The organism is Streptomyces sp. NBC_00690 (assembly GCF_036226685.1).
In the GTDB taxonomy this organism is placed as follows: Bacteria; Actinomycetota; Actinomycetes; order Streptomycetales; family Streptomycetaceae; genus Streptomyces.
Genome location: NZ_CP109009.1, coordinates 8,096,314 through 8,115,722, shown reverse-complemented (window position 1 = coordinate 8,115,722; position 19,409 = coordinate 8,096,314). Strand labels below are relative to the sequence as shown.

The following is a 19,409-nucleotide window of genomic DNA, read 5'->3' as shown; positions in this document are numbered from 1 at the left end:
GCGGCTCGGTGCCGTCCTGTGCGCAATGGCAGTTGTGACCGTACCGACCGCGACCACTGCCCGGGCGACTCCGTCGTCGGCAGCCGCGGTGGTACGGGCACTACCGGGGACTCCGGGTGTGCCGCAGGACCCCGTCGAGGTCTTCCTGGAGGACTTCGAGAACGGTACGGGCCCCACGCCGATCCTGCTCGACGAGTACGTCGGAGCGCCGCCGGTGAACGCCACGTACACCGCTGACCCGAACTGGCTGGATCCGACGCAGTGCAACGGCATCATCCTGACCGAATCAGGTGAGGACCAGCCGGATTGCGAGAGCGCGAGCTCGGTGGCGATGCTCGATCTGCGGGACATGGCGGGGGTACTGGGCCAGGTCGGGGGCTCGGCCGATCCGACGGTCAACCATGCCGTCTCCGCCTGGACCGCTGGAAGCCCGGGGGCGGACCTGACGGAGTTCGCGACGGTCGATCCGATCCCGCTGGTGACCGACAGTCGGTTCATCACCTTCTCGGTCGATGTCGCCGCGATCAACTGCTTCGCGTCAGGACCGCAGTTGGAGTTCTATCTCACCGGCTCGGGACCGGACGTCCCCACGTTCACCAGCCCCATCGACCCCTGCACCGATCCACGGGCGCAGACGTACGACGCCGGGGACAAGGACGTGGAGGCGGGGTCGTTCGCCAGCGATGGATCGGTCCTGTTCACCGGTACTTCCGTGGGCATCAAGATGGTGAACGCCAATGGGGGCGGAGGCGGCAACGACCACGCGTTCGACAACATCAGCATCCTGGATGTGACTCCCCAGCTCGACAAGGAGTTCAACCCGTCGACGGTCTCCGAGAACGCGGTGTCACAGCTGACGTTCACCGTCACCAACACCAGCGATCTGGCGGCGAAGGACGGTTTCGCCTTCACGGACACGCTGCCCGCCGGTGTGGTGGTGGCCGCCTCGCCGAACGCGTCCACGACCTGCGGGGACGGGACCGTCACCGCAGGCGCCGGAACGTCCACGGTGATGCTGGCCAACGCGAACCTGGAGACCGGTGCGGCGTCGTGCACGATGACCGTCGATGTCACTGCGGCCAACGAGGGCGTCTACACCAACACCCCCGGGGACCTCTCCCTGACCGGGCTCGATGCCCCAGCGGCAGCGACCTTGACGGTCACCGCTCCCGGCCCGTCGTTGGTGAAGGCAGCCGCCGAAGCGTCGTTCAGCTCAGGGCAGCAACTTCACTACGCGTACCGCGTCACCAACCACGCCGACGAACCCTTGACAGATGTGACGGTCACCGACAACGGGCCGGGCAGCCCTACGGTCACCTGCCCGACCGGGCCATTGGCCCCGGGGGCCTCCGTGACCTGCAACGCGCTGTACACCGCGACCGCGGCGGATGCCGCGACGGGCACCATCACCAACACGGCGACAGTCACGGGTACCACCGAAGCAGGCACCCGACTCAGCGGCACCAGCAACACCGTCGTCGTTCCCCTGCGCTCACTGGCGGTCCAGAAGGCCGTCTTCGAACCGGCGTTCACGGCAGCGGGCGAGACGCTGCACTACGTCTATCGGGTCACGAACACGGGACGCACCCAACTGCCCCAGGTCACCGTCACCGATGACGGCCCGGGCACGCCAGATGTGATGTGCCCGACGATCGTGCTGGCTCCGGGCGCCACCCTGCGGTGCACCGCGACACACATCACCACGGCCGCCGACGTACAGGCCGGGCAGGTGGTCAACACGGCCACGGCGAGCGGCGCTGATCGACAGGGGCAGACCGCACGGGCGACCAGTGGCACGGTCACGGTCCCCTACCGACCATTCCTCGTCGATCTAGGCGTCGAGAAGACCGGGCCTGCCACCGCCGGTTCGGGCGAACGCGTCACCTACACCCTGACCGTCACCAATCACGGTCCCGCTGCCTCCACCGGCTGGACACTCAGCGACCCGCTTCCCGACTCATTGAGGGGTGTGACGACCGACAGTCCGGGCTGCGCCATCGGGTCGGCCACTTTGACCTGCACCGGAGCAGCGCTCGCCGACGGCGACAGCGTCACCGTCCAGTTCTCGGGAACCATCGCCGCAGACGTCACCACCGTCACCAACACGGCCACCGTCACGGGGCGGGAACCGGACCCGAACCCGGCGAACAACACCAGCACCGCCACCACGGACGTACCGTCGGTGGAGATCATCAAGAAGCAGAAGGGGCCCTCGGCCGTGAAGGCGGGAGCCACCGTGAACTACACCGTCACGGTACGCAACACGGGAGCCGCGCCGGTGTCCGCGAGCTTCAGCGACGACCTGTCCCGTCTCCTCGACGATGCCCAGTACAACGACGACGCCACCGCGACGATCGGAGCCGTCGACTACAGCGAGCCCATCCTGACCTGGGAAGGGACACTAGCGGCTGGCGAGTCCGCAACCATCACCTTCTCGATCACCACGGATCGACGGACCTTCGGCGATCTGCGTCTCGACAACACCGTCGTTTCCACGACGCTCGGCAACAACTGCCCGGTGAAGAGTGCGGACATCCGCTGCACCACCCACGGGACCGTCATCACCAAGGACAAGGACTGAGGAGAAGGACGCGGGGCGCCCCATGACAACGGCCGCGGAGCAAGAGGCTCCGCGGCCGTTGTCATGGGCAGCAGGCGGTCAATACAGCTAGGGCGTTGCGAGGGTGACCTCGGGGCCGGTGGTACGGGTGCCCCAACGGGTGCGGCCACAGGTCAGGGTTCCGTACCAGCGCACCGCGCGGAGCACGGTCCAGCCCCAGGCGAGGGCCAGCGGAGTCAACAGCCAGGTGACCGCCTGGTGGGCCGGGGTCTCATCGCTGCGGCGCAGGGTGAGGTAGCGCAGGGCCTGTGCGTAGCCGATGGCGAGGGGAACCGTGAGCAGCCACGGGGACGGCGCGGTGCCGTGGCGCAGGTGTACGGCGGCGAGCCACACCAGGGCTCCGGTGCACAGGAGTTGGAGGAACCAGCGTAGGAGTTGGGCGAGGTACGCGGGATGGGTGAGGGGGAGATGACGGGCGCGCCAGAGCGAGCGGATGGTGGATCCGCGCATCCAGCGAAGGTACTGGCGCAGATGGTGACCGGTGCGCTCGGGCATGGCGGTGAAGACGACGGCGGTGGGTTGTTGGACGACGCGTCCCTTGAGGAGGGCGAAGAGGGTGAGGAGGGAGTCGTCGGAGAACTGGACCGGCCGGCCGAGGAACTTCTCGCCGAGGTAGGTCGGGAGATGGTCACGAAGAATGGGTGCGCGGTAGGCGGCGAGGCTGCCCGGTGCCACCATGACTGCGCCGAGCGGGGAGAGCGCGGAGCGGTCCACGAGTTGGTTGGCGACGAAGTAGAGGTCGGTGAGCCGGGTGAGCCAGGTGGCGCGGTGGTTCGCGGCGACGACGAGACCGGCTGCACCTTGGACGCGGGGGTCAGCGAAGGGCTGGAGCACTTCGTCGAGGGCGTTCACGGCGAGCATCGCGTCCGAGTCGACCGTGATGATGATGTCCGCCTGGTCGGCGTGTTCGAGCGCGGTGGCCTGGGCCCGACGTTTGCCCTGGTTGGGAGTGCGCTGCCAACTGGTGTGGACACCGGTCTCGTGCGCGTGGCGGGTCCACCAGTCCTGGATCTCGGTGTAGTCGACGTCGGAGCCGTCGTCCACGAGGTGGACGGCTTCGGGACGACGGGTCTGGGCGGCCAGGGCGGTGAGTGCGGCTCGAAGGTAGGCCGGGTCCTCATTGTAGACGGGCATCAACACGGCTACCCGGAGTCGGTCGAGTGCTTGTTGTCCCAGCGCGTCAGCGCGGTGGGGGCGTTCGCAGGCGTAGAGGACGGTCTGGCCCGCCAGCAGGGCTGCCACCGGTGCCCATAGCCACACCGAGGCGGTCGGGCCGCCGCTGAACAGGCTCGTGGCCTCCAGGCCCCGTACCGCTGCCCAACAGGCGACGACGAGCAGGGGGAGCGCCGCCGCGACGACGAGTGCGCGGGGCCGTCTGGCAACGACGGGGGCACTCACGGCTGGAAGGTTCGTCTCTGGAAGCCGAACCGCACCAGCACGGCTCCGATCACGACCATGAGCGCGGCGAGTGCCACGATCCAGCCGGCTCCCACTGTCAGTCCTCCGATCGCCACGACCGTTGTTCCGGTGTGTGCGAGGTGGCCTCCGTACATCTGGTTCCTGCCCTTCGTGGATGTTGTGCTTGTCGCACCTTCGGTGACGACATGTCACCACGCAGGGGCGGCGTCATACGCCCTTGGACAGGCGTTCATCACATGAATCACTCGAACGCTGCGACGTGTGGGGCGATGTCGGGCTCGCCGGGTTCTGCCGCGGCAATCCGATGGCTCCCTCCCAGGGGTGCGGGAGGGAGCCATGGGGTGGTTCAGGCCCGGTGGCCTTCACCGCTCGGTGCCACATCGCGGTGCGGTTCGGGCCGTCGGATCACCGGGGTGGGGTCGTCAGGCGCGGTCCTTCTTGTCCTTGTCCTCGACCTTGACGGTGCCGTGGGTGGTGCAGTCCGGGTCGTCGCTCGTGACCGGGCAGTTGTTGCCGGGTGTTTCGGAGACGACGGTGTTGTCGAGCTTGAGGTCTCCGAACGGCCGCTCGTTGATGGTGATGGAGAAGGTGATGGTCGCGGTCTGTCCGGGGGCGAGGGTGCCGCTCCAGCTCAGATCGGGTGCGTCATAGGTGACGCTGCCCACCGTGGCGCTCTCGTCGTTGTTGAAGGCGGCGTCGTCGACGAGGTCGCTGAGGTCATCGGTGAAGGAGGCGGCGGTCGGCGCGGCTCCGGTGTTCCGCACGGTGATCGTGTAAAAGACCGTGTCCCCGGGCTCCACGGTGGCCGATCCGTTCTGCTTCTTGATGATCTTCACCGAGGGTACGGAGGTGGTGGTCGTACTGGTGTTGTTGCCGGGGTCGGGGTCATCCTCCTCCCCGGTGACCCTGGCGGTGTTCTCGATCACGGTGGCGCCGGGTGCTGCGGTCCCCCTGACCTGGATGGTGACGCTGGCACCATTGGCGAGTGCGCCTCCCGTGCAGGTCAGGACTTCTGCGCCGATCCCACAGCCGGGGGTGCTGGTGGCTGCGTTGGAGAGGTCCGCGGGAATGGTGTCCGTCAGTGTCCATCCGGTGGAGTTCCCGGGACCGTTGTTGGTGACGACGATCGAGTAGGTGATCTGTCCGCCCGCGCTCACGGTCGCCGGACCGGTCTTGACGACGGCGAGATCGACCTGGGTGGGTGCGACGTACGGAATGGTGACGGTGTTGCTGTCCGCTTCCGCATCGTCGCCCTGTTCGGTCGTGCCGGTGGCGGTCGCCGAGTCGACGATTTCACCCGCCTGCACATCTGCGGCGGTGGTGGTGTGGGTGGCGGTGCAGCCCACGGTCGCGCCGGGCGCCAGCGTTCCGCCCGGGCAGGTGACCGCGGGAGCGCCGGGCCCGAAGTCCGTGACAGTGATGTCCGACAGCGGTACCCGACCATTGTTCGTGACCGTGAAGGTGTAGTGGATCGTCTCACCGACGGCGCTGAACTGTGTCTCCTCGGCCGCCTTGGTGATGGTCAGCGACCGCAGTGGGACGACGACCTGGTTGCTCACCGCGGTGAGTTCCGTTCCCGAGGGCAGCGTGCCGGTGACGTTCGCCGTGTTGGTGACGGTCCCGGTGTCGGCATCGGCCTGCGTGGCCGTGTAGGTGGCCGTGCAGTTGACCGAAGCACCCGCGGCGAGTGAGCCGGGCGGACAGGTCACGGTCGGTGTGCCCGGTCCCGTATCGGTGACGGTGACGTTGCTGAGCGCCTGGTCACTGTTGTTGGTCACCGTGTAGGTGTAGTGGAGCAGCTGGCCGACGGCGAAGGAGGACTCGGCGACCTGCTTGGTGATGGACGGCGAGCCGGGCACGGTCACCGTGATGGGAGCGGGCCCAGGTGGGTTCACCCCGGTCGGCGTCAGATCGGAGGGCTCGTTGACATAGGTCCCGACCGCGCTCGCTGTGACATCCACGGTCACGGTGCAGGACGCCACGCCCGCGGCCAAGACCCCGCCGGTCAGGGCGATCGACGAACCGCCCGCGGTCGCGGCGACCGTACCCGCCCCGCAGGTCGTCGCAGCATTCGGAGTGGCGGCGACGGTGACACCGGCGGGCAGGGAGTCCGTGAATCCGAAGCCGCTCTTCTCCGCCAGATCCGTGGTGTTGGTGACCGTGAACGTCGCCGTCGCCACATCCCCGGTGTCGATCGACGCCGGTACGAACTCCTTGTCCAGCTGGGGTGTGACGTCCAGGATGCGGATGTTGTCGTACGCGTGGTCGTTGCCGATGCCGCTGCCGTTGGCATTGGTCATCTTGACGCCCACGGACGGTCCGCTGAACAGAACGGATCCGTCACTTGCGAAGGAGCCCGCCTCGATGGCCCGGGGACCGATGTTGTACGTCTGGGCACGGGGGTCGGTGCATGGGTTGATCGGCTGGCTGAAGGCGGGGATGTCCGGTCCGGCCCCCGTCAGGTAGAACTGGAGCCGGGGAGCGGAAGCGGAGCAGTTCTGGGCTGCCACATCGACCGAGAAGGTGATGAATCGGTTGGTGGTGGGCAGCGGCAGCGGATTGACCGTCTGGAACTCGACGCGGTTCGCGCCGGGGTTCGCACCATCGGTGTAGGCCGAGACCGCGTGGTTGTTGGAGGGATTCGCTGCGCCGTTCACCACGCCGAGGACATTGGCCATGAACTTCAACGACGACATGGCGACCGGGTTCTGGTTCTGGCAGGCGGGCTGGTTGGCACCCGACTGGTTCAGGATGATCCCGTTGCAGTGCGGTGCGTCGATCCACTGGGACGCCGCCGTGTACTTCGCGTTCGTCGGCGGCGCGCCGGTGTAGTTGTTCAGCAGGATCGGGGTCTGGCCGGTGCCGTTCTCGAAGTCCTCGGCGTAGACGACGGTCGGCGGCTGCGGAATTCCGGGAGAGCCGGGTACCGAAGCCGCTGCCCTTTCCGAGGGGGCGGCGAGTGCCAGGGCGCCGGGGTGGGCCGCGAGCATCACCCCGGTGGTGACAACGGCAGCGAGAACGCCCAGATGGCGACGTCTGCCGGGAGAGCCACGCATGATGACATGTACTCCGATCGGATTGGGAATCCCCCCAGGCACACCTACCAACACAACAGCAGCAGTTGGCACCCGATCGCGTCGGCGGGTCCGGTTTCACCCGAAAGCCCCGCCGGCTGCTCTCGGACGGCCCAAGGCGGTGAACGGCCCCGACGTCTGACCTGACCACCACATCCACCCGGGAAGCCCAAGAGAGTGTTTGCCAGGGGCCGCCGTGTCGCGGACCGGCGAGCCACGCGGGCGCCGGTCCGACCGAGCGGTGGGCGTCACTCGCTTGGGCGAAGGCATGCCCCCGAGGGGGAGCCGCAATGCCACGTCCGGCCCGGTCTCCCCCGGCTTTGCCAACGAGAGCATCGAACGCCCCGACGGATTCCTCCGTTCGGTCGCCCGTACGGTCCACTGGCTGGGAGCATGTTCGTCGTCGTCTGTTTCAGGGGGAGAACCCGATGTCCCTGCACGAGATCGAGGACCTGGTCGCGGACTCGATCCGCATCCTGGACGTCCACAGCAAGTCGGACGATCCACGCGTCCGGGACTGGTTCACCGTGCTGTACCGATTCCAGGGCGAGTACGACTGCTCGTTCACACACTTCCGCGTGATGGAGATCCTGCTGCGTCGTGGGTACACCTATCGGTTCCCGGTCGACCGGCACCCCGACTACGCCCAGCGCTCCGAGTACTTCGACGCACTGGACGAGTTCACCGGCCTGCGCACCTTCGACGAAGAGGCCCCGGACTTCGACGGCTACGACTCCTGGCTCGAAGACGGCTATGTCGAACCACCGTTCCTCTACTGCGACGCAGGCACCGCACTGTGGCAGCGCATGACCACCGCGGGAGAACTCCGGGGCCCCGACACCGCACCTCCGCGCCCCACCCGGCTCATCGATGTGGTCCGTGAGATCGCCACCGCCGCGGAGAAGGAAGGGGATCACGAACTCATCGGTCTGTGGTACGCGTTCGGCTGCGAGACCCTCGTCGGCGGGCCCGCGGGCTGCCCCTTCGACGTCGATGAACTCGCCGAGATGTCCGCCGTGCGCGACGTGCGCGCGGTGGTCCGCCGCACCGGTTCCCTGGCCATTGCACAACGGTCGTCCTACGCGGTCCCGGTTGAGTTCGCCGATCACCATGAGCTCGAAGCCTGGTGGTGGGAGCTCTAGGGACTCGCGTCTCCAGCCCCCTCCCACCTGCCCGACGCACACGTCAACTGATGGGTCGGCGCGCTGCTCGGCCGCACGTCATCGACGGCTGCCCGCAAGGGTCCCGGCCGTGGGAATGTGCCCAGGGGCCACCCCTGTGTACGCCCTCTTGCGATTCGACGTCCTACCCCAGCTCCGTCGACCATCGAACCACGTCCGACACCGCCGCATTGCCCCCGCACACCACCAGTCCCAACCGCACCTCGGTAGCATCGCCGACGCGCTCCAGGACCTGTCGGGCAGCGGGCAGCAGACAACCGGCGGCCGGTTCCGCCCACAGCTTGGCGTGCTGCGCCAGGTCGAGCACCCCCTGCACCGCTTCCGCGTCCGAGACCACGAGAACATCCTCGACCAGCGCCGCAACGTGCTCGTACGTGAGCCGTGAGACAGCGGGCGCGCTGAGGGTGGAGACGATCGACGACAGTTCGACGGGGACCGGGCCCTTCGCCACGAGTGCCCGGGACATGGCCTCCGCGCCCACGGTCTCGACGCCCCAGACCCGGATGCCGGGACGACGGGCCTTCATCGCCACCGCAACGCCCGAGATGAGACCACCGCCGCCGATGCTGACCAGGACGTCGGTCAACTCACCCGCGTCCTCGGCGAACTCCAGACCCACCGTGCCCTGCGCCGCGATGACGAGGGGGTCGTCGAAGGGGTGCACCAGGGTCAGACCCTCCGAACGCAGCCGGTCCATCAAGGCGAAGGCGCCGTCCATCGTGGCCTCCAGCCGTACCGACGCGCCCGCCGCCTCCGCGATCTCGACCGCGCGGGCAGGTGCGGATCGTGGCATGACCACGGTCGCCTTCACATCGAGCAGGCCCGCCACGACTGCCACGGCGATGCCGTGGTTGCCACCACTGACCGCGACCACTCCCGCAGCCCGCTCGGTCGGGCTCAGGGAGAGCAGCTTCGCCATCGCCCCGCGGGCCTTGAACGCACCCGTGTGCTGGAGCAGTTCGAGCTTGGCTGTCACCGGCGCGCCCAGCAGCGCGGTGAGCCCCGGGCTGGGCACCGTCGGCGTACGTACGAGCCGCCCTTCAATCAGGCGGGCCGCTGCTTCCACATCCGAGATATCGATCATTCGTACATCATCCGGCATGAATCCGCCCGCCCCTCAAGGACGGGCTCTCGGCGGGATCGCACCGGATGATCGGCTACGCCCCCCATGCCTCGATCCGGGACGCCGAAATCCATCCCAACCCGCCGCCACACTCCCGGGCCGAAGGGTGCCGCGCCGGCCCTCCCCTGTGACGGAGGTGCCCGCCGCCATCGATACCCCGCCTCAGGGGCCGGATAGAGGATGGGTCGAGGGACGCGCAGAAGAATCGCCCGGTGTCCGACCGTTCCACGGGTGGACAGACAGAAGACCCCGGCCTCAGTAGAGAGACCGGGGTCTTGATCGAGCGCTGGGCAGGCCTTGCACCTGCATCTCCCCACGGGAAGTGGGGCGTCTTTCCTTGGACCACCAACGCCTGTCCCACAACCGGGAATCCCGGCCGCGAGCACAAGATCAATATAGCGCATCTCGGCACCCTGCTGCATCGGGTGGGTCGCCGCAGGCTGCTGTCCGGTCGCCCCGGCGGCCATGAGACGAGTCGCACGGCCCTCGCGACACAACGTGCCGCGGGGCGCTGCTGTGGAACAGCAGCGCCCCGCGGGCTTCAGGTGTCAGAGACAGAGCCGCTCCTGCGGCGGATGTCAGCTCTCCCGTGACCGACGGATGGTGGTCAGGGCGTAGAAGCAGATGCCGAGGACGGCGGTGAAGGCGAGGCCGATGCCCGCCGCCTGGCGCATGTCGGGGACCTCGATCGCGGTGGCGGCGACTGCCAGCACCCCGACCACGGCCACGACCGCCAGCTTTCCACCCGCCGGGACGCTGAACCCGGTGAACTCCTCAGGGTTCGCCTTACGGTGGCGCCGGAAGGCGATGTATGAGGCGAGGATCAGCAGCCACACGAGCAGGACCGCGAAGATGGCGATCGACATCATGATGTTGAAGAGGCCGCTGACGTCGTAGAAAGCGAGCAGCGCCGCGGCGGCGATGCCCATGGACGAGACGGCCAGGGCGATCGCGGGAACGCCGCGCTTGCTCAGCTTGGCCGTCGGCGCCGGGGCCAGGCCGTCGTCGCCGAGCGAGTGCAGCAGCCGGGATGCACCGTACAGGTGGGCGTTGGCGGCCGACATGGCCGCGATGAGCACGACCGCGTTGGTGATGGTCGCCGCGGCCGGCACACCGACCTCCGAGAAGACCCGCACGAAGGGGCTCGTCTCGACGCTTCCGTCACCCTCCGCCAGCTTGCGCCACGGAATCAGCGCGAGGACCAGGGTGATGGCGAGGAGGTAGAAGAAGCTCAGCCGCCAAGCCAGCTGGCGCATCGCGGTGCGGATGGTGCGCTGCGGGTCGACCGCCTCCGCGGAGGCGATGGCGACGACCTCGAAGCCGGCGTAGGCGAACATCACCACGGACATGGCCAGCCAGATGGAGTCCAGGCCGTGCGGCATGAAGCCGCCGTCGTCGGAGAGGTTGGCGAAGCCGGATGCCTCCGTGTCGGGCAGACCGAAGAAGACCAGCAGTGCGGCGCACAGGATGAACGCGCAGAGTGCGACCACCTTGATGCTGGAGAGCCAGAACTCGGTGGTGCCGAAGGACTTCACACTGATGATGTTGACCGCGAGGACGATCGCGGCGATCACCAGGATTGCCACCGACATCGGCACCTCGGGCCACCACCAGCGGATGTAGAGCGCGGAGGCGACGACCTCCGTCCCGATGACGACGACGGCGCTGAACCAGTACAGGTACCGGCTGAGGAACCCGGCCCACGGGCCGAGGTAGCGGTGCGCGATGGTGCCGAACGAGCCCTGGACCGGGTGGGCGGCGGACATCTCACCGAGCAGGACGGCGATGATGGCGACCAGTACCGCACCGATCGCATACGCAACGATCACGGCGGGGCCGGCCACGGATATCGCGGTGCTGGAGCCGAGGAAGAGTCCCGTGCCGAGCGCGGAGCCCAGCCCGATCATGGTGGTCTGGCGGTGGGTGAGGGAACGGACCAGTCCTCCGCCGGTGGGTGCCGGTCTGGTGCCGTCGGCGTCGGGTGCCGGGGCGGGCGGTGCGGAGTCGCTGGGTGCGGCCATGGCGGTGGTGCCCTTCTGGATGGTGACTGAGTGGGAGTGGGAGAGGGGCAGCGACTCAGAACTCGCTGTTGCGGAACGGCTTCGCCGGTGCGTTCAGGTCCGGCTTGCCGAGGACCTTCGACGAGGACAGTGCGTAGATGCCGTGGTTGGTCAGCGTCCAAGCGATGTTGCGGTCCCACTCCACGTAGACGCCGTGGGTCTGGTTACCGTACGCGTAGTCGGCGGTGGAGGCACCGTACGCCTTGGGGACGAAGTAGGCGGAGATCTCCGGGGAGGCAGGCTTGGAGACGTCGAAGAACTGCACGCCCGCGTTGTAGAAGCCGTAGCTCAGAACACCGGAGGTGTGTTGCCCCGGGTTGGTGTAGTAGCCGGTGCGCTTGGGGCCGAAGCTGCCGCGGCGCTGGCAGTAGTCGGTGATGCCGGCGGCCTTCGGCGGGGTGGGGCGGGGGAGGACTCCGACGACGCGGGGCTTCTTCGGGTCCCGTGCGTCGATCTGGTAGATGTCCTTGTACGGCTCGTAGCAGTCCTCGGTGAGCGGGTAACCGGAGTAGTAGATCATTCCGGTCTTCTGGTACTGGGAGACGTCGATGTTGTCACCCTCGGTGCCCGCGACGGAGGCCGGGAGGTCCAGGTGGCTCACGGTCTTCATGTTCGACGGGTTGGAGACGTCCAGCACCGTCAGGCCGTAGCCGCCCATCGCGGCGAAGGCGTAGCGTCCGCCCTGCTCGACGGGCTTGGGGAGGAAGAGCGGCATCCGGGCGCCCATCCAGCTGGTCCGGTTGCCGCAGCGCGGGTTGTTCCGGTACGCGGCCTCCTCACCGGTCCGCTGGCCCGGCAGGTGCCAGGTGTCGAGGAGCTTCGGGCGGGCCGGGTTGGACATGTCCCAGGACTGGTAACCCGCCGAGTGCAGATTCGTGGGGTACTCAGTCCCGGAGTAGGTGTCGTTCGGCGCGGTGGCGATGAACATGTACTTCTCACCGGACCAGTGCGGCACGTCGATCGAGCCGGAGCCCTGTTGTGCCTTGGCCGGGTTGGTGTTCAGCGGGTTGGCCTGGGTGGAGTCGGTGGAAACCGTCGTCAGCAGCTTCCAGTCCTTCTTGCGGGGGCCGTCCAGACGGAACACCTTGAAGCCCTTGAGCCCCGGCTTCGCGCGCACCTTCGCGACGCCCTCCGGGTTGTTGTACTTGTCCTTGGGCGGGTGGTCGGAGAGCTCCGAGATCTGGCGTCGGCTCTCGAAGCTCTGGACCATGACGTACGCGTTCAGCTTCTTGTTCCACTGGATGGTGGAAGCACCCCAGTAGTCGTGCGCCGCCCAGTCGCCGTTCGCCTTGGTTTCGTCACCGCCCACGTCCTTGCGGCTCATCCTCTCGACCACCCGGACCTTCTTGATGTCGGTGATGTCGTAGACGCGGCCGTCGGAGCGGCTGTACTGGAAGAGGTAACGCCGGCCGTCGAAGTCGACGATGTTCTGCCAGGTGTGGAAGTAGTCGGGGGTGAAGGCGTCGCCTTCGTAGGCCGCCTCGACCTTCATGTTCTTGATGTACGAGCGGGTGTCGTACTTCTTGTTGCGGCCCGGGAAGGGGTGCTCGTTCTGCTCGTCGACCGGAGTGAGGGCGGGGTGGCGGAAGCTGCCGTCCAGCTGCATGCCGTACGAGCCCGGGTCGGCCGCCACGGGTCGGCGGTCCTCGCACACATCGAGGATGTTCGGGTCGGTGGGAGTGGCAGCCTTGGCGCTGGCTGCGGTGTCAGCGCCGGACACACCCGGGACGAGGAGTGTGGCCGTGGCGGCGGCAGCGACCACCGTGGCCAGGGCGGCATTTCTGCGGAGGGGACGCATCTAACGGTCCTTTCGGAGCAGGAAGGGAGCGGGACGTGCGGTGTGCCCCTGGGGCGGGCGGGTGGGCCGAATCAGGTGACGGTGGGGCGCTGCCGGAACTCGGGAGTGCGGTGCTCGCCGTCGGTCACCACGGCGTGCAGTTCCCGCACGGCGTGCAAGACGTCGGCGTGCGTGACGTACAGGGCGTTGAAACCGAAGCGGAGCAGGTCGGGGGCGCGCATGTCGCCGATGACACCGCGGGCGGTGAGCGCAGCGATGAGCGGGTACGCCTCCGCGTGGCGCAGGGCGACCTGGCTACCGCGGTGCGCCGGGTCGCGGGGGGTGGCCATGGTGAAGCCGAGGCCGTCGAGGAGCTCGTCGACGCATTCCTGGAAGAACCCGGTCAGGGAGACGTTCTTCTCCCGTACGGCCGTCATCTCCACCCCGTCGAAGGCGGTCAGTGCGGCTTCCAGGGCGAGCATCGACAACAGCGGCGGAGTGCTGATCCGGGCCCTGCTGATGTCCGCCCCCGGGGCGTACGTGCCGGACATCGCGAACGGCTCCGCGTGTCCGTGCCAGCCGGTGAGGGGGTGGTCGAAGTCCGCCTGGTGCCTGCGGGCGACGTAGGCGAACGCCGGGGCCCCCGGGCCGCCGGAGAGGTACTTGTAGCCGCAGCCGACCGCGAAGTCCGCTTCGATGGCGTCGAGCTCGACGGGCAGGGCGCCCGCAGCGTGGCACAGGTCCCAATGCATCAGGGCACCAGCGGCGTGCGCGGCGGTGGTGAGGGCGGCCATGTCGTACAGCTCGCCGGTGCGGTAGTCCACGGGGGCGTAGGCGGCGACGGCGACGTTGCCGGCCTCGGCGGCCAGTACGGCGGCGGCATCCCGCGCCGGCACCCGGCGGACGTCGAGCCCGAGGAGCCGGCCCACCGAGTCGGCGATGTACTGGTCGGTGGGGAAGTGGTCGGGGTCGGTCAGCAGCAACCGGCGTCCGGGGCGCATGCGGGCGGCGGCGAGCAGTGTGTTGAACAGTTGGACGCTGGTGGAGTCGCCGACCACCGTCTGACCGGGGGCCGCGCCGATGAGCCTGCCGAGGGTGTCACCCGTCCTCAGCGGTGCCTCCCACCAGCCGTTGCCGTTCCAGGAACGGATCAGGTCGGTGCCCCACTGGCGGTGCACTGCGTCCTCGACGACAGCCGGGACGGCGGCGGGCAGGGCGCCCAGGGAGTTGCCGTCGAGATAGACGACGCCCTTGGGGAGGATGAAGCGGGAGCGGATGTGGGCGAGGGCGTCGGCGGCGTCCAGCGCGGCGGCGCGTTCGGTCAGCATGGGGTGTCTCCGTCGTCGTACGAGGGGGTGGGTCCGGCATCGCGGTCCCAGGTGGGATCGAGCGCGCGGTGCGTGAGCAGTTCCTGCCGCTCACCGACCGGCCGTCGTCCCGCCTCGACCAGCAGGTCGCGGGTGTCGAAAGTGTGGCGCAGTGCCTTCGGGGCCGTGGGCACCGCCCGGTCGACCACCGTCCGAGGCGCTTCCGGTACCTCGCCGACGGCGCGCCCGGTGACCGCGTCGACGAGCGGGAAGGGCGCGTCGGACGCGTGGAAACCGCCTCCTACGTAATGCCGCACGGGTGAACCCACCTTGCAGACCTCCGTTGCTGGGCCGGGGTTATGTCCGAAAGTCGTCCCCGGGCGTGCCGGTATAGTGCGCCCACCCACCTATGCCGATCCAATGCCGATTGGCGTGGGAGGTATAGCAAAACCGGTATGGCGTTGTGCCGCACCGCCCTCAGCCCCTCGCCTCACCGAAAGGAGCCCATTGGATGGACCTCCTGGACGGCCGACTGAAGTTCCGGCACCTCACCCTTCTGATCGCAGTGTGCGAGCACGGGAGCGTCGTACGGGCGGCCGAATCTCTCCACCTCACCCAGCCCGCTGCGACCCGGACCCTCCATGAGCTGGAGGCCATCGCCGACCTACCGCTCTTCGTGCGCGTACCGCGTGGCATGCGGCCCACTGTCTACGGCAAGGCGTTGGCAGAACACGCCCGCACGGTGGTCGCCGAGGTGCGAAGGGCAGGGGAACACCTCACCGGGCTGCGGCAGGGACAGGAGGGCACGGTGACCGTGGGCACACTGCTGGCCGGCGCCAATGTGCTCCTGCCCCGGGCGGTCGCCCGACTCAAGCGGGAACGGCCCCGGCTCACCGTGGTCGTCAGGGAAGGAACCCTGGACGTCCTCCACCCGGCACTGTTGGCGGGTGAGCTGGACGTCATCGTGGGCCGGGTGGGATCGGCCCCCGCGGAGGGGGACGGGCAGCGTCAGCGAATGCTGTACCGGGAGCCCATCCGGCTCGCCGTCCGCTCCGGCCATCCGCTCCTCGACGCCACGGGCGTCACACTCACGGACACCCTGGGATTCCCCTGGATCCTGCCGGTCGAGCAGACCGCCCTGCGTCAGGAACTCGGTGCCCTCTTTGTGGACCGCGGCCTCACACTGCCCGCCGACCGCGTCGAATGCACCTCCATCCTCACCATGCGCGCACTGCTGCTGGAGACGGACATGGTGGCGCTCCTGCCCGAACTGGTCCTGCGCGAGGACGAGCACCTCGCCGCGCTGCCGGTCGAGCTTCCCTCGGTGGGACGCACGGTGGGCACCACCGAGGCCGCCCACCGCACGCGCACACCCGCCCTGCAGGCGCTGCTCCACCACCTCGACCAGGAGGCGGTCCTGCTGCGGGAGACGCTCGGCGGGGCTCCCGCGGTCGCACACTGACAGGTCGGCTCGCTCCCGGACGCATCGTGACCCGGCGTCGTGCTCCCGGTTCACCGTCGACGGACGTGTCCTGCCGGCCCCGTGGAGCGCCCTAGGGTGAAGGCATGCCGTCCCTGCGTCCTCATGCCACGCCCTGCCCCGCCGACGCCCACCGTGCGTCGGCCGCGACCGAGCCGGAAGCCTTGAAGACCCCCGGCGCACTTGCTGCCGCGGCGGCGCGCGGAGCGTCCGCGACCCCGCGGGCGACGCGGGCGACGCGGGCGACGCGTTCACTGCCGGTGGTCGCGGCGGGCGCGGTGGTCATGCCGTTCGGGATCCAGCCGTACGACGAGATCGTGGCGCACGACACCACCTGGGGTGAGCACTCCCATCCCTTCCACGAGTTGCTCTGGAACGAGCGCGGCGCGTCGACGGCCGTGGTGGGGGCACGGGTCTGGACGATCACACCCGCGCTCGGCATGTGGATGCCCGCGGGCACACTGCACTCGGGGTCGGCGGTCGCCGGCACCTGGTTCCGGGCGAGCTTCTTCGGCTTCCACACCACGCCGTCCATCTCCGACACACCGGTGGCCGTCGAGATCACCCCATTGCTGCGGCTGCTGCTGGAGCGACTCGGCGATTCTCGGCTCTCCCCCGCCTCGCGGACGACGACCGAGGCGATGGTGCTCGATGTACTCGAACCGTCGCCGCGGGAACTGCTCGTACAGGCTCCCGCTTCGGCTCTGCTGCGGCCGATCGCCGAAGCGCTCCGTGAGGATCCGGGTGACCAGCGCACCCTCGCGGACTGGGCGGAGGAGTTGTGCGTGAGCGCCCGGACCATCAGCCGTGCGTTCAACGCGGAGACCGGTACCAGTTTCGCGCGCTGGATCGCCTCGGTCCGGGCTCAGCACGCGGTCGCCCTCCTCACCCGGGGCTGGGAGGTGGAGGCCGTGGCCGAGGAGGTCGGATATCGGTCCGCGAGCGCCTTCGGGGCGGCCTTCCGACGGACCACCGGGCTCACGCCGGGCACATTCCGGGTGCCCTGAGTCGCCCGGCCCGGCCCGCGCTGGGGCCGTTTCCCCTTACCCCAGGGGATATACGTCCCGTTCGCTACATCAGGTGTCTCATAAGCTCGATTGCGACACGGTTCAACGTCCTCTTAGAGTGCCAAGGCAAGCCTTACCTAAGCCGCTTGCACTCAGTGTGGTGCACACACTCCACGACGGCGTCCCGGGACCGGACGTGCGAGGACCGGCACCTGACAACCGGACCAGTGGGGTTGGAAAATCATGCGTTCACATCGCCTGCGGCTGCCCATCGCAGCCGCCGCTCTCCTGAGCCTCACGGCCTGCGGCACCACTTCCTCCAACGGGGACGACGCCAAGGCCAAAGACGCGAAGGGCTCCTCGTCGTCGTCCGACACGTTCCCGCTCACGGTCAAGCACGCCCTGGGCACAACGACCATCCCCGAGAAGCCGAAGCGCGTGGCCACCGTGAACTGGGCCAACCACGAGGTGCCACTGGCGCTTGGTGTCGTCCCCGTCGGCATGGCCGCCGCGAACTTCGGTGACGACGACGGCGACGGGGTACTGCCCTGGGTGGAGAAGAAGCTCACCGAACTGGGCGCGAAGACCCCGACCCTGTTCGACGAGAACGACGGCATCGACTTCGAGGCCGTGGCCGACACCAAGCCGGACGTCATCCTCGCCGCGTACTCCGGTCTGACCAAGCAGGACTACGCCACCCTCAGCGAGATAGCTCCCGTCGTTGCGTACCCCGATGCCCCGTGGGCGACTCCGTGGCGGGAGATCGTCCGGACGAACAGCAAGGCGATTGGGCTCACCGACGAGGGCGAGAAGCTGATCGGGGACCTGGAGGGCGAGATCGGTCGGACCGTCGCCAAGTACCCGCAGCTCAAGGGCAAGTCGGCGATGTTCATGACCCACGTCGACCCCGGCGACATCAGCAAGGTGGGCTTCTACACCGCTCATGACACCCGGACGTTGTTCTTCAAGGACCTCGGTCTGAAGATCCCCGGCAGCATCGCCAAGGCGTCACAGGGCACGGACAAGTTCGCGCTCACCCGTAGCGCCGAGCAGATCGATGAGTTCAACGACGTCGACATCATCACCGGCTACGGCGACGAGAAGGGCGAGTTGGCGACGACGTTGCGCAAGGACCCGCTGTTGTCAAAGGTCCCCGCGATCAACCGCGGCTCGACCTATCTGCTCCCGGGCAGTTCGCCCCTCGCAACAGCGGCCAACCCGACGCCCCTGTCGATCTCGTGGGTGCTGGAGGACTACGTCGCCGCGCTCGCCAAGGCCGCGGACAAGGTCAAGTGACCCCCTCCCCTGCCTGCCGGACACCGGACACCACCGCGATGCGACGCCCGGTGCGGGTCCAACTGTTGTGGCTCCTCGCGGTGGGCCTGGTCCTAGCCGCGCTCATGGTGGCCTCGGTCGCCTTCGGCTCCCGGGCCGTCGGCTGGTCCGATGTCTGGGCCGCGCTCGGGGGCGCGGACGCGTCCCTGGAACAGGCCGCCGCCGGCAAGCGAATCCCCCGAACACTGCTCGCAGCGCTGATCGGCGCGGCGCTCGGGCTCTCCGGTGCCGTCATGCAGGGGGTGACACGCAACCCACTGGCCGACCCGGGCATCCTCGGGGTCAGTATGGGCGCGTCACTCGCAGTCGTCACGGCCGTCGCGTTCTTCGGGCTCTCCTCGCCGACCGGGTACGTGTGGGTGGCCATGGCGGGGGCTGCGCTGTCGGCCGGATTCGTGTACGGCGTCGGTACGCTCGGACGGGGCGGCGCCACCCCTTTGAAACTGGCGCTCTCCGGTGCCGCCACCTCGGCCGCGTTCGCCTCGCTCGTCACCGCCGTGGTACTTCCGCGCAACGACATCGCCGGGAGTTTTCGGCTCTGGCAGATCGGCGGGGTGGGCGGCGCCTCCTTCGAGCGCATCGGGCAGGTGCTCCCCTATCTCGCGGCGGGCTTCATGATCAGTCTGCTGTCGGCCAAGTCACTGAACTCGCTGGCGCTGGGCGAAGAACTCGCGGCGGGACTCGGCGAGCGGGTCGCCCTCGCCCGGGGCGTGGCCGCGCTCGGAGCCGTCGTCCTGTGCGGCGCGGCAACGGCGGTGGCCGGCCCGATCGCCTTCGTCGGTCTCGTCGTCCCCCATGCGTGCAGGCTGCTCATCGGAGTGGACCACCGCTGGCTGCTGCCCTTCGCAGCACTGCTCGGGGCGGCACTGCTCACGGCTGCCGATGTGGTCGGGCGGGTCGTCGCCCGGCCCGCCGAGATCGACGTGGGCATCGTGACGGCGCTGATCGGCGCCCCGTTCTTCATCTGGATCGTCCGTAGGCAGAAAGTACGTGCCTTGTGAGCACCGTCGCCCTTCCCCCTCGACC

The 19,409-nt window shown here is 68.6% G+C and carries 14 protein-coding genes; 6 read left to right on the top strand and 8 right to left on the bottom strand.

The window, feature by feature from the left end:
• The first annotated feature begins 25 nt into the window (after positions 1 to 25).
• Positions 26 to 2,581, top strand: coding sequence for a DUF7507 domain-containing protein (locus OID54_RS34985; protein ID WP_329026250.1), 2,556 nt, complete (start codon positions 26 to 28; stop codon positions 2,579 to 2,581).
• Positions 2,582 to 2,668: 87 nt separating this feature from the next.
• Here OID54_RS34985 and OID54_RS34980 read toward each other — a convergent pair whose 3' ends face one another.
• The 3 genes from OID54_RS34980 to OID54_RS34970 form a co-directional block, all read right to left on the bottom strand.
• Positions 2,669 to 4,018 (bottom strand): glycosyltransferase, encoded by a 1,350-nt coding sequence (locus OID54_RS34980; protein WP_329026248.1) that lies wholly within the window; start codon positions 4,016 to 4,018, stop codon positions 2,669 to 2,671.
• Positions 4,015 to 4,173 (bottom strand): hypothetical protein, encoded by a 159-nt coding sequence (locus OID54_RS34975; protein ID WP_329026245.1) that lies wholly within the window; start codon positions 4,171 to 4,173, stop codon positions 4,015 to 4,017. The genes OID54_RS34980 and OID54_RS34975 overlap by 4 nt, the downstream gene beginning before the upstream one ends.
• A gap of 288 nt (positions 4,174 to 4,461) precedes the next feature.
• Positions 4,462 to 7,095, bottom strand: coding sequence for a DUF7507 domain-containing protein (locus OID54_RS34970; RefSeq protein WP_329026244.1), 2,634 nt, complete (start codon positions 7,093 to 7,095; stop codon positions 4,462 to 4,464).
• Positions 7,096 to 7,541: 446 nt separating this feature from the next.
• On the opposite strand from OID54_RS34970, the gene OID54_RS34965 reads away from it, so the two are divergent.
• Complete coding sequence (locus OID54_RS34965; protein ID WP_329026241.1) at positions 7,542 to 8,255, top strand: hypothetical protein; 714 nt, start codon at positions 7,542 to 7,544, stop codon at positions 8,253 to 8,255.
• A 163-nt stretch (positions 8,256 to 8,418) separates the two neighbouring features.
• Here the strand turns inward: OID54_RS34965 and OID54_RS34960 are convergent, their stop codons facing one another.
• The 5 genes from OID54_RS34960 to OID54_RS34940 all read right to left on the bottom strand — a co-directional run bounded on the left by OID54_RS34960 (position 8,419) and on the right by OID54_RS34940 (position 14,878).
• Positions 8,419 to 9,378 (bottom strand): pyridoxal-phosphate dependent enzyme, encoded by a 960-nt coding sequence (locus OID54_RS34960; protein WP_329026239.1) that lies wholly within the window; start codon positions 9,376 to 9,378, stop codon positions 8,419 to 8,421.
• A gap of 617 nt (positions 9,379 to 9,995) precedes the next feature.
• Complete coding sequence (locus tag OID54_RS34955; RefSeq protein ID WP_329026237.1) at positions 9,996 to 11,438, bottom strand: amino acid permease; 1,443 nt, start codon at positions 11,436 to 11,438, stop codon at positions 9,996 to 9,998.
• 55 nt (positions 11,439 to 11,493) lie between these two features.
• Entirely contained in the window at positions 11,494 to 13,275 is a 1,782-nt protein-coding gene (locus OID54_RS34950; RefSeq protein ID WP_329026235.1) for a hypothetical protein, read from the bottom strand.
• A 71-nt stretch (positions 13,276 to 13,346) separates the two neighbouring features.
• Positions 13,347 to 14,582, bottom strand: a complete 1,236-nt coding sequence (kynU, locus tag OID54_RS34945; protein ID WP_329026232.1) for a kynureninase — start codon at positions 14,580 to 14,582, stop codon at positions 13,347 to 13,349.
• Positions 14,576 to 14,878, bottom strand: a complete 303-nt coding sequence (locus OID54_RS34940) for a hypothetical protein (protein WP_329026229.1) — start codon at positions 14,876 to 14,878, stop codon at positions 14,576 to 14,578. Before OID54_RS34940 ends, kynU begins: the two co-directional genes overlap by 7 nt.
• Before the next feature lie 194 nt (positions 14,879 to 15,072).
• Between OID54_RS34940 and OID54_RS34935 the strand changes: the two genes are divergently transcribed.
• The 4 genes from OID54_RS34935 (at position 15,073) to OID54_RS34920 (ending at position 19,384) form a co-directional block, all read left to right on the top strand.
• Entirely contained in the window at positions 15,073 to 16,023 is a 951-nt protein-coding gene (locus tag OID54_RS34935) for a LysR substrate-binding domain-containing protein (protein ID WP_329026227.1), read from the top strand.
• 302 nt (positions 16,024 to 16,325) lie between these two features.
• Positions 16,326 to 17,048 (top strand): helix-turn-helix transcriptional regulator, encoded by a 723-nt coding sequence (locus OID54_RS34930; protein WP_329027963.1) that lies wholly within the window; start codon positions 16,326 to 16,328, stop codon positions 17,046 to 17,048.
• A 243-nt stretch (positions 17,049 to 17,291) separates the two neighbouring features.
• Positions 17,292 to 18,344 (top strand): iron-siderophore ABC transporter substrate-binding protein, encoded by a 1,053-nt coding sequence (locus OID54_RS34925; protein ID WP_329026224.1) that lies wholly within the window; start codon positions 17,292 to 17,294, stop codon positions 18,342 to 18,344.
• A gap of 38 nt (positions 18,345 to 18,382) precedes the next feature.
• Positions 18,383 to 19,384 (top strand): FecCD family ABC transporter permease, encoded by a 1,002-nt coding sequence (locus OID54_RS34920; protein ID WP_329027961.1) that lies wholly within the window; start codon positions 18,383 to 18,385, stop codon positions 19,382 to 19,384.
• Positions 19,385 to 19,409 lie beyond the last annotated feature (25 nt).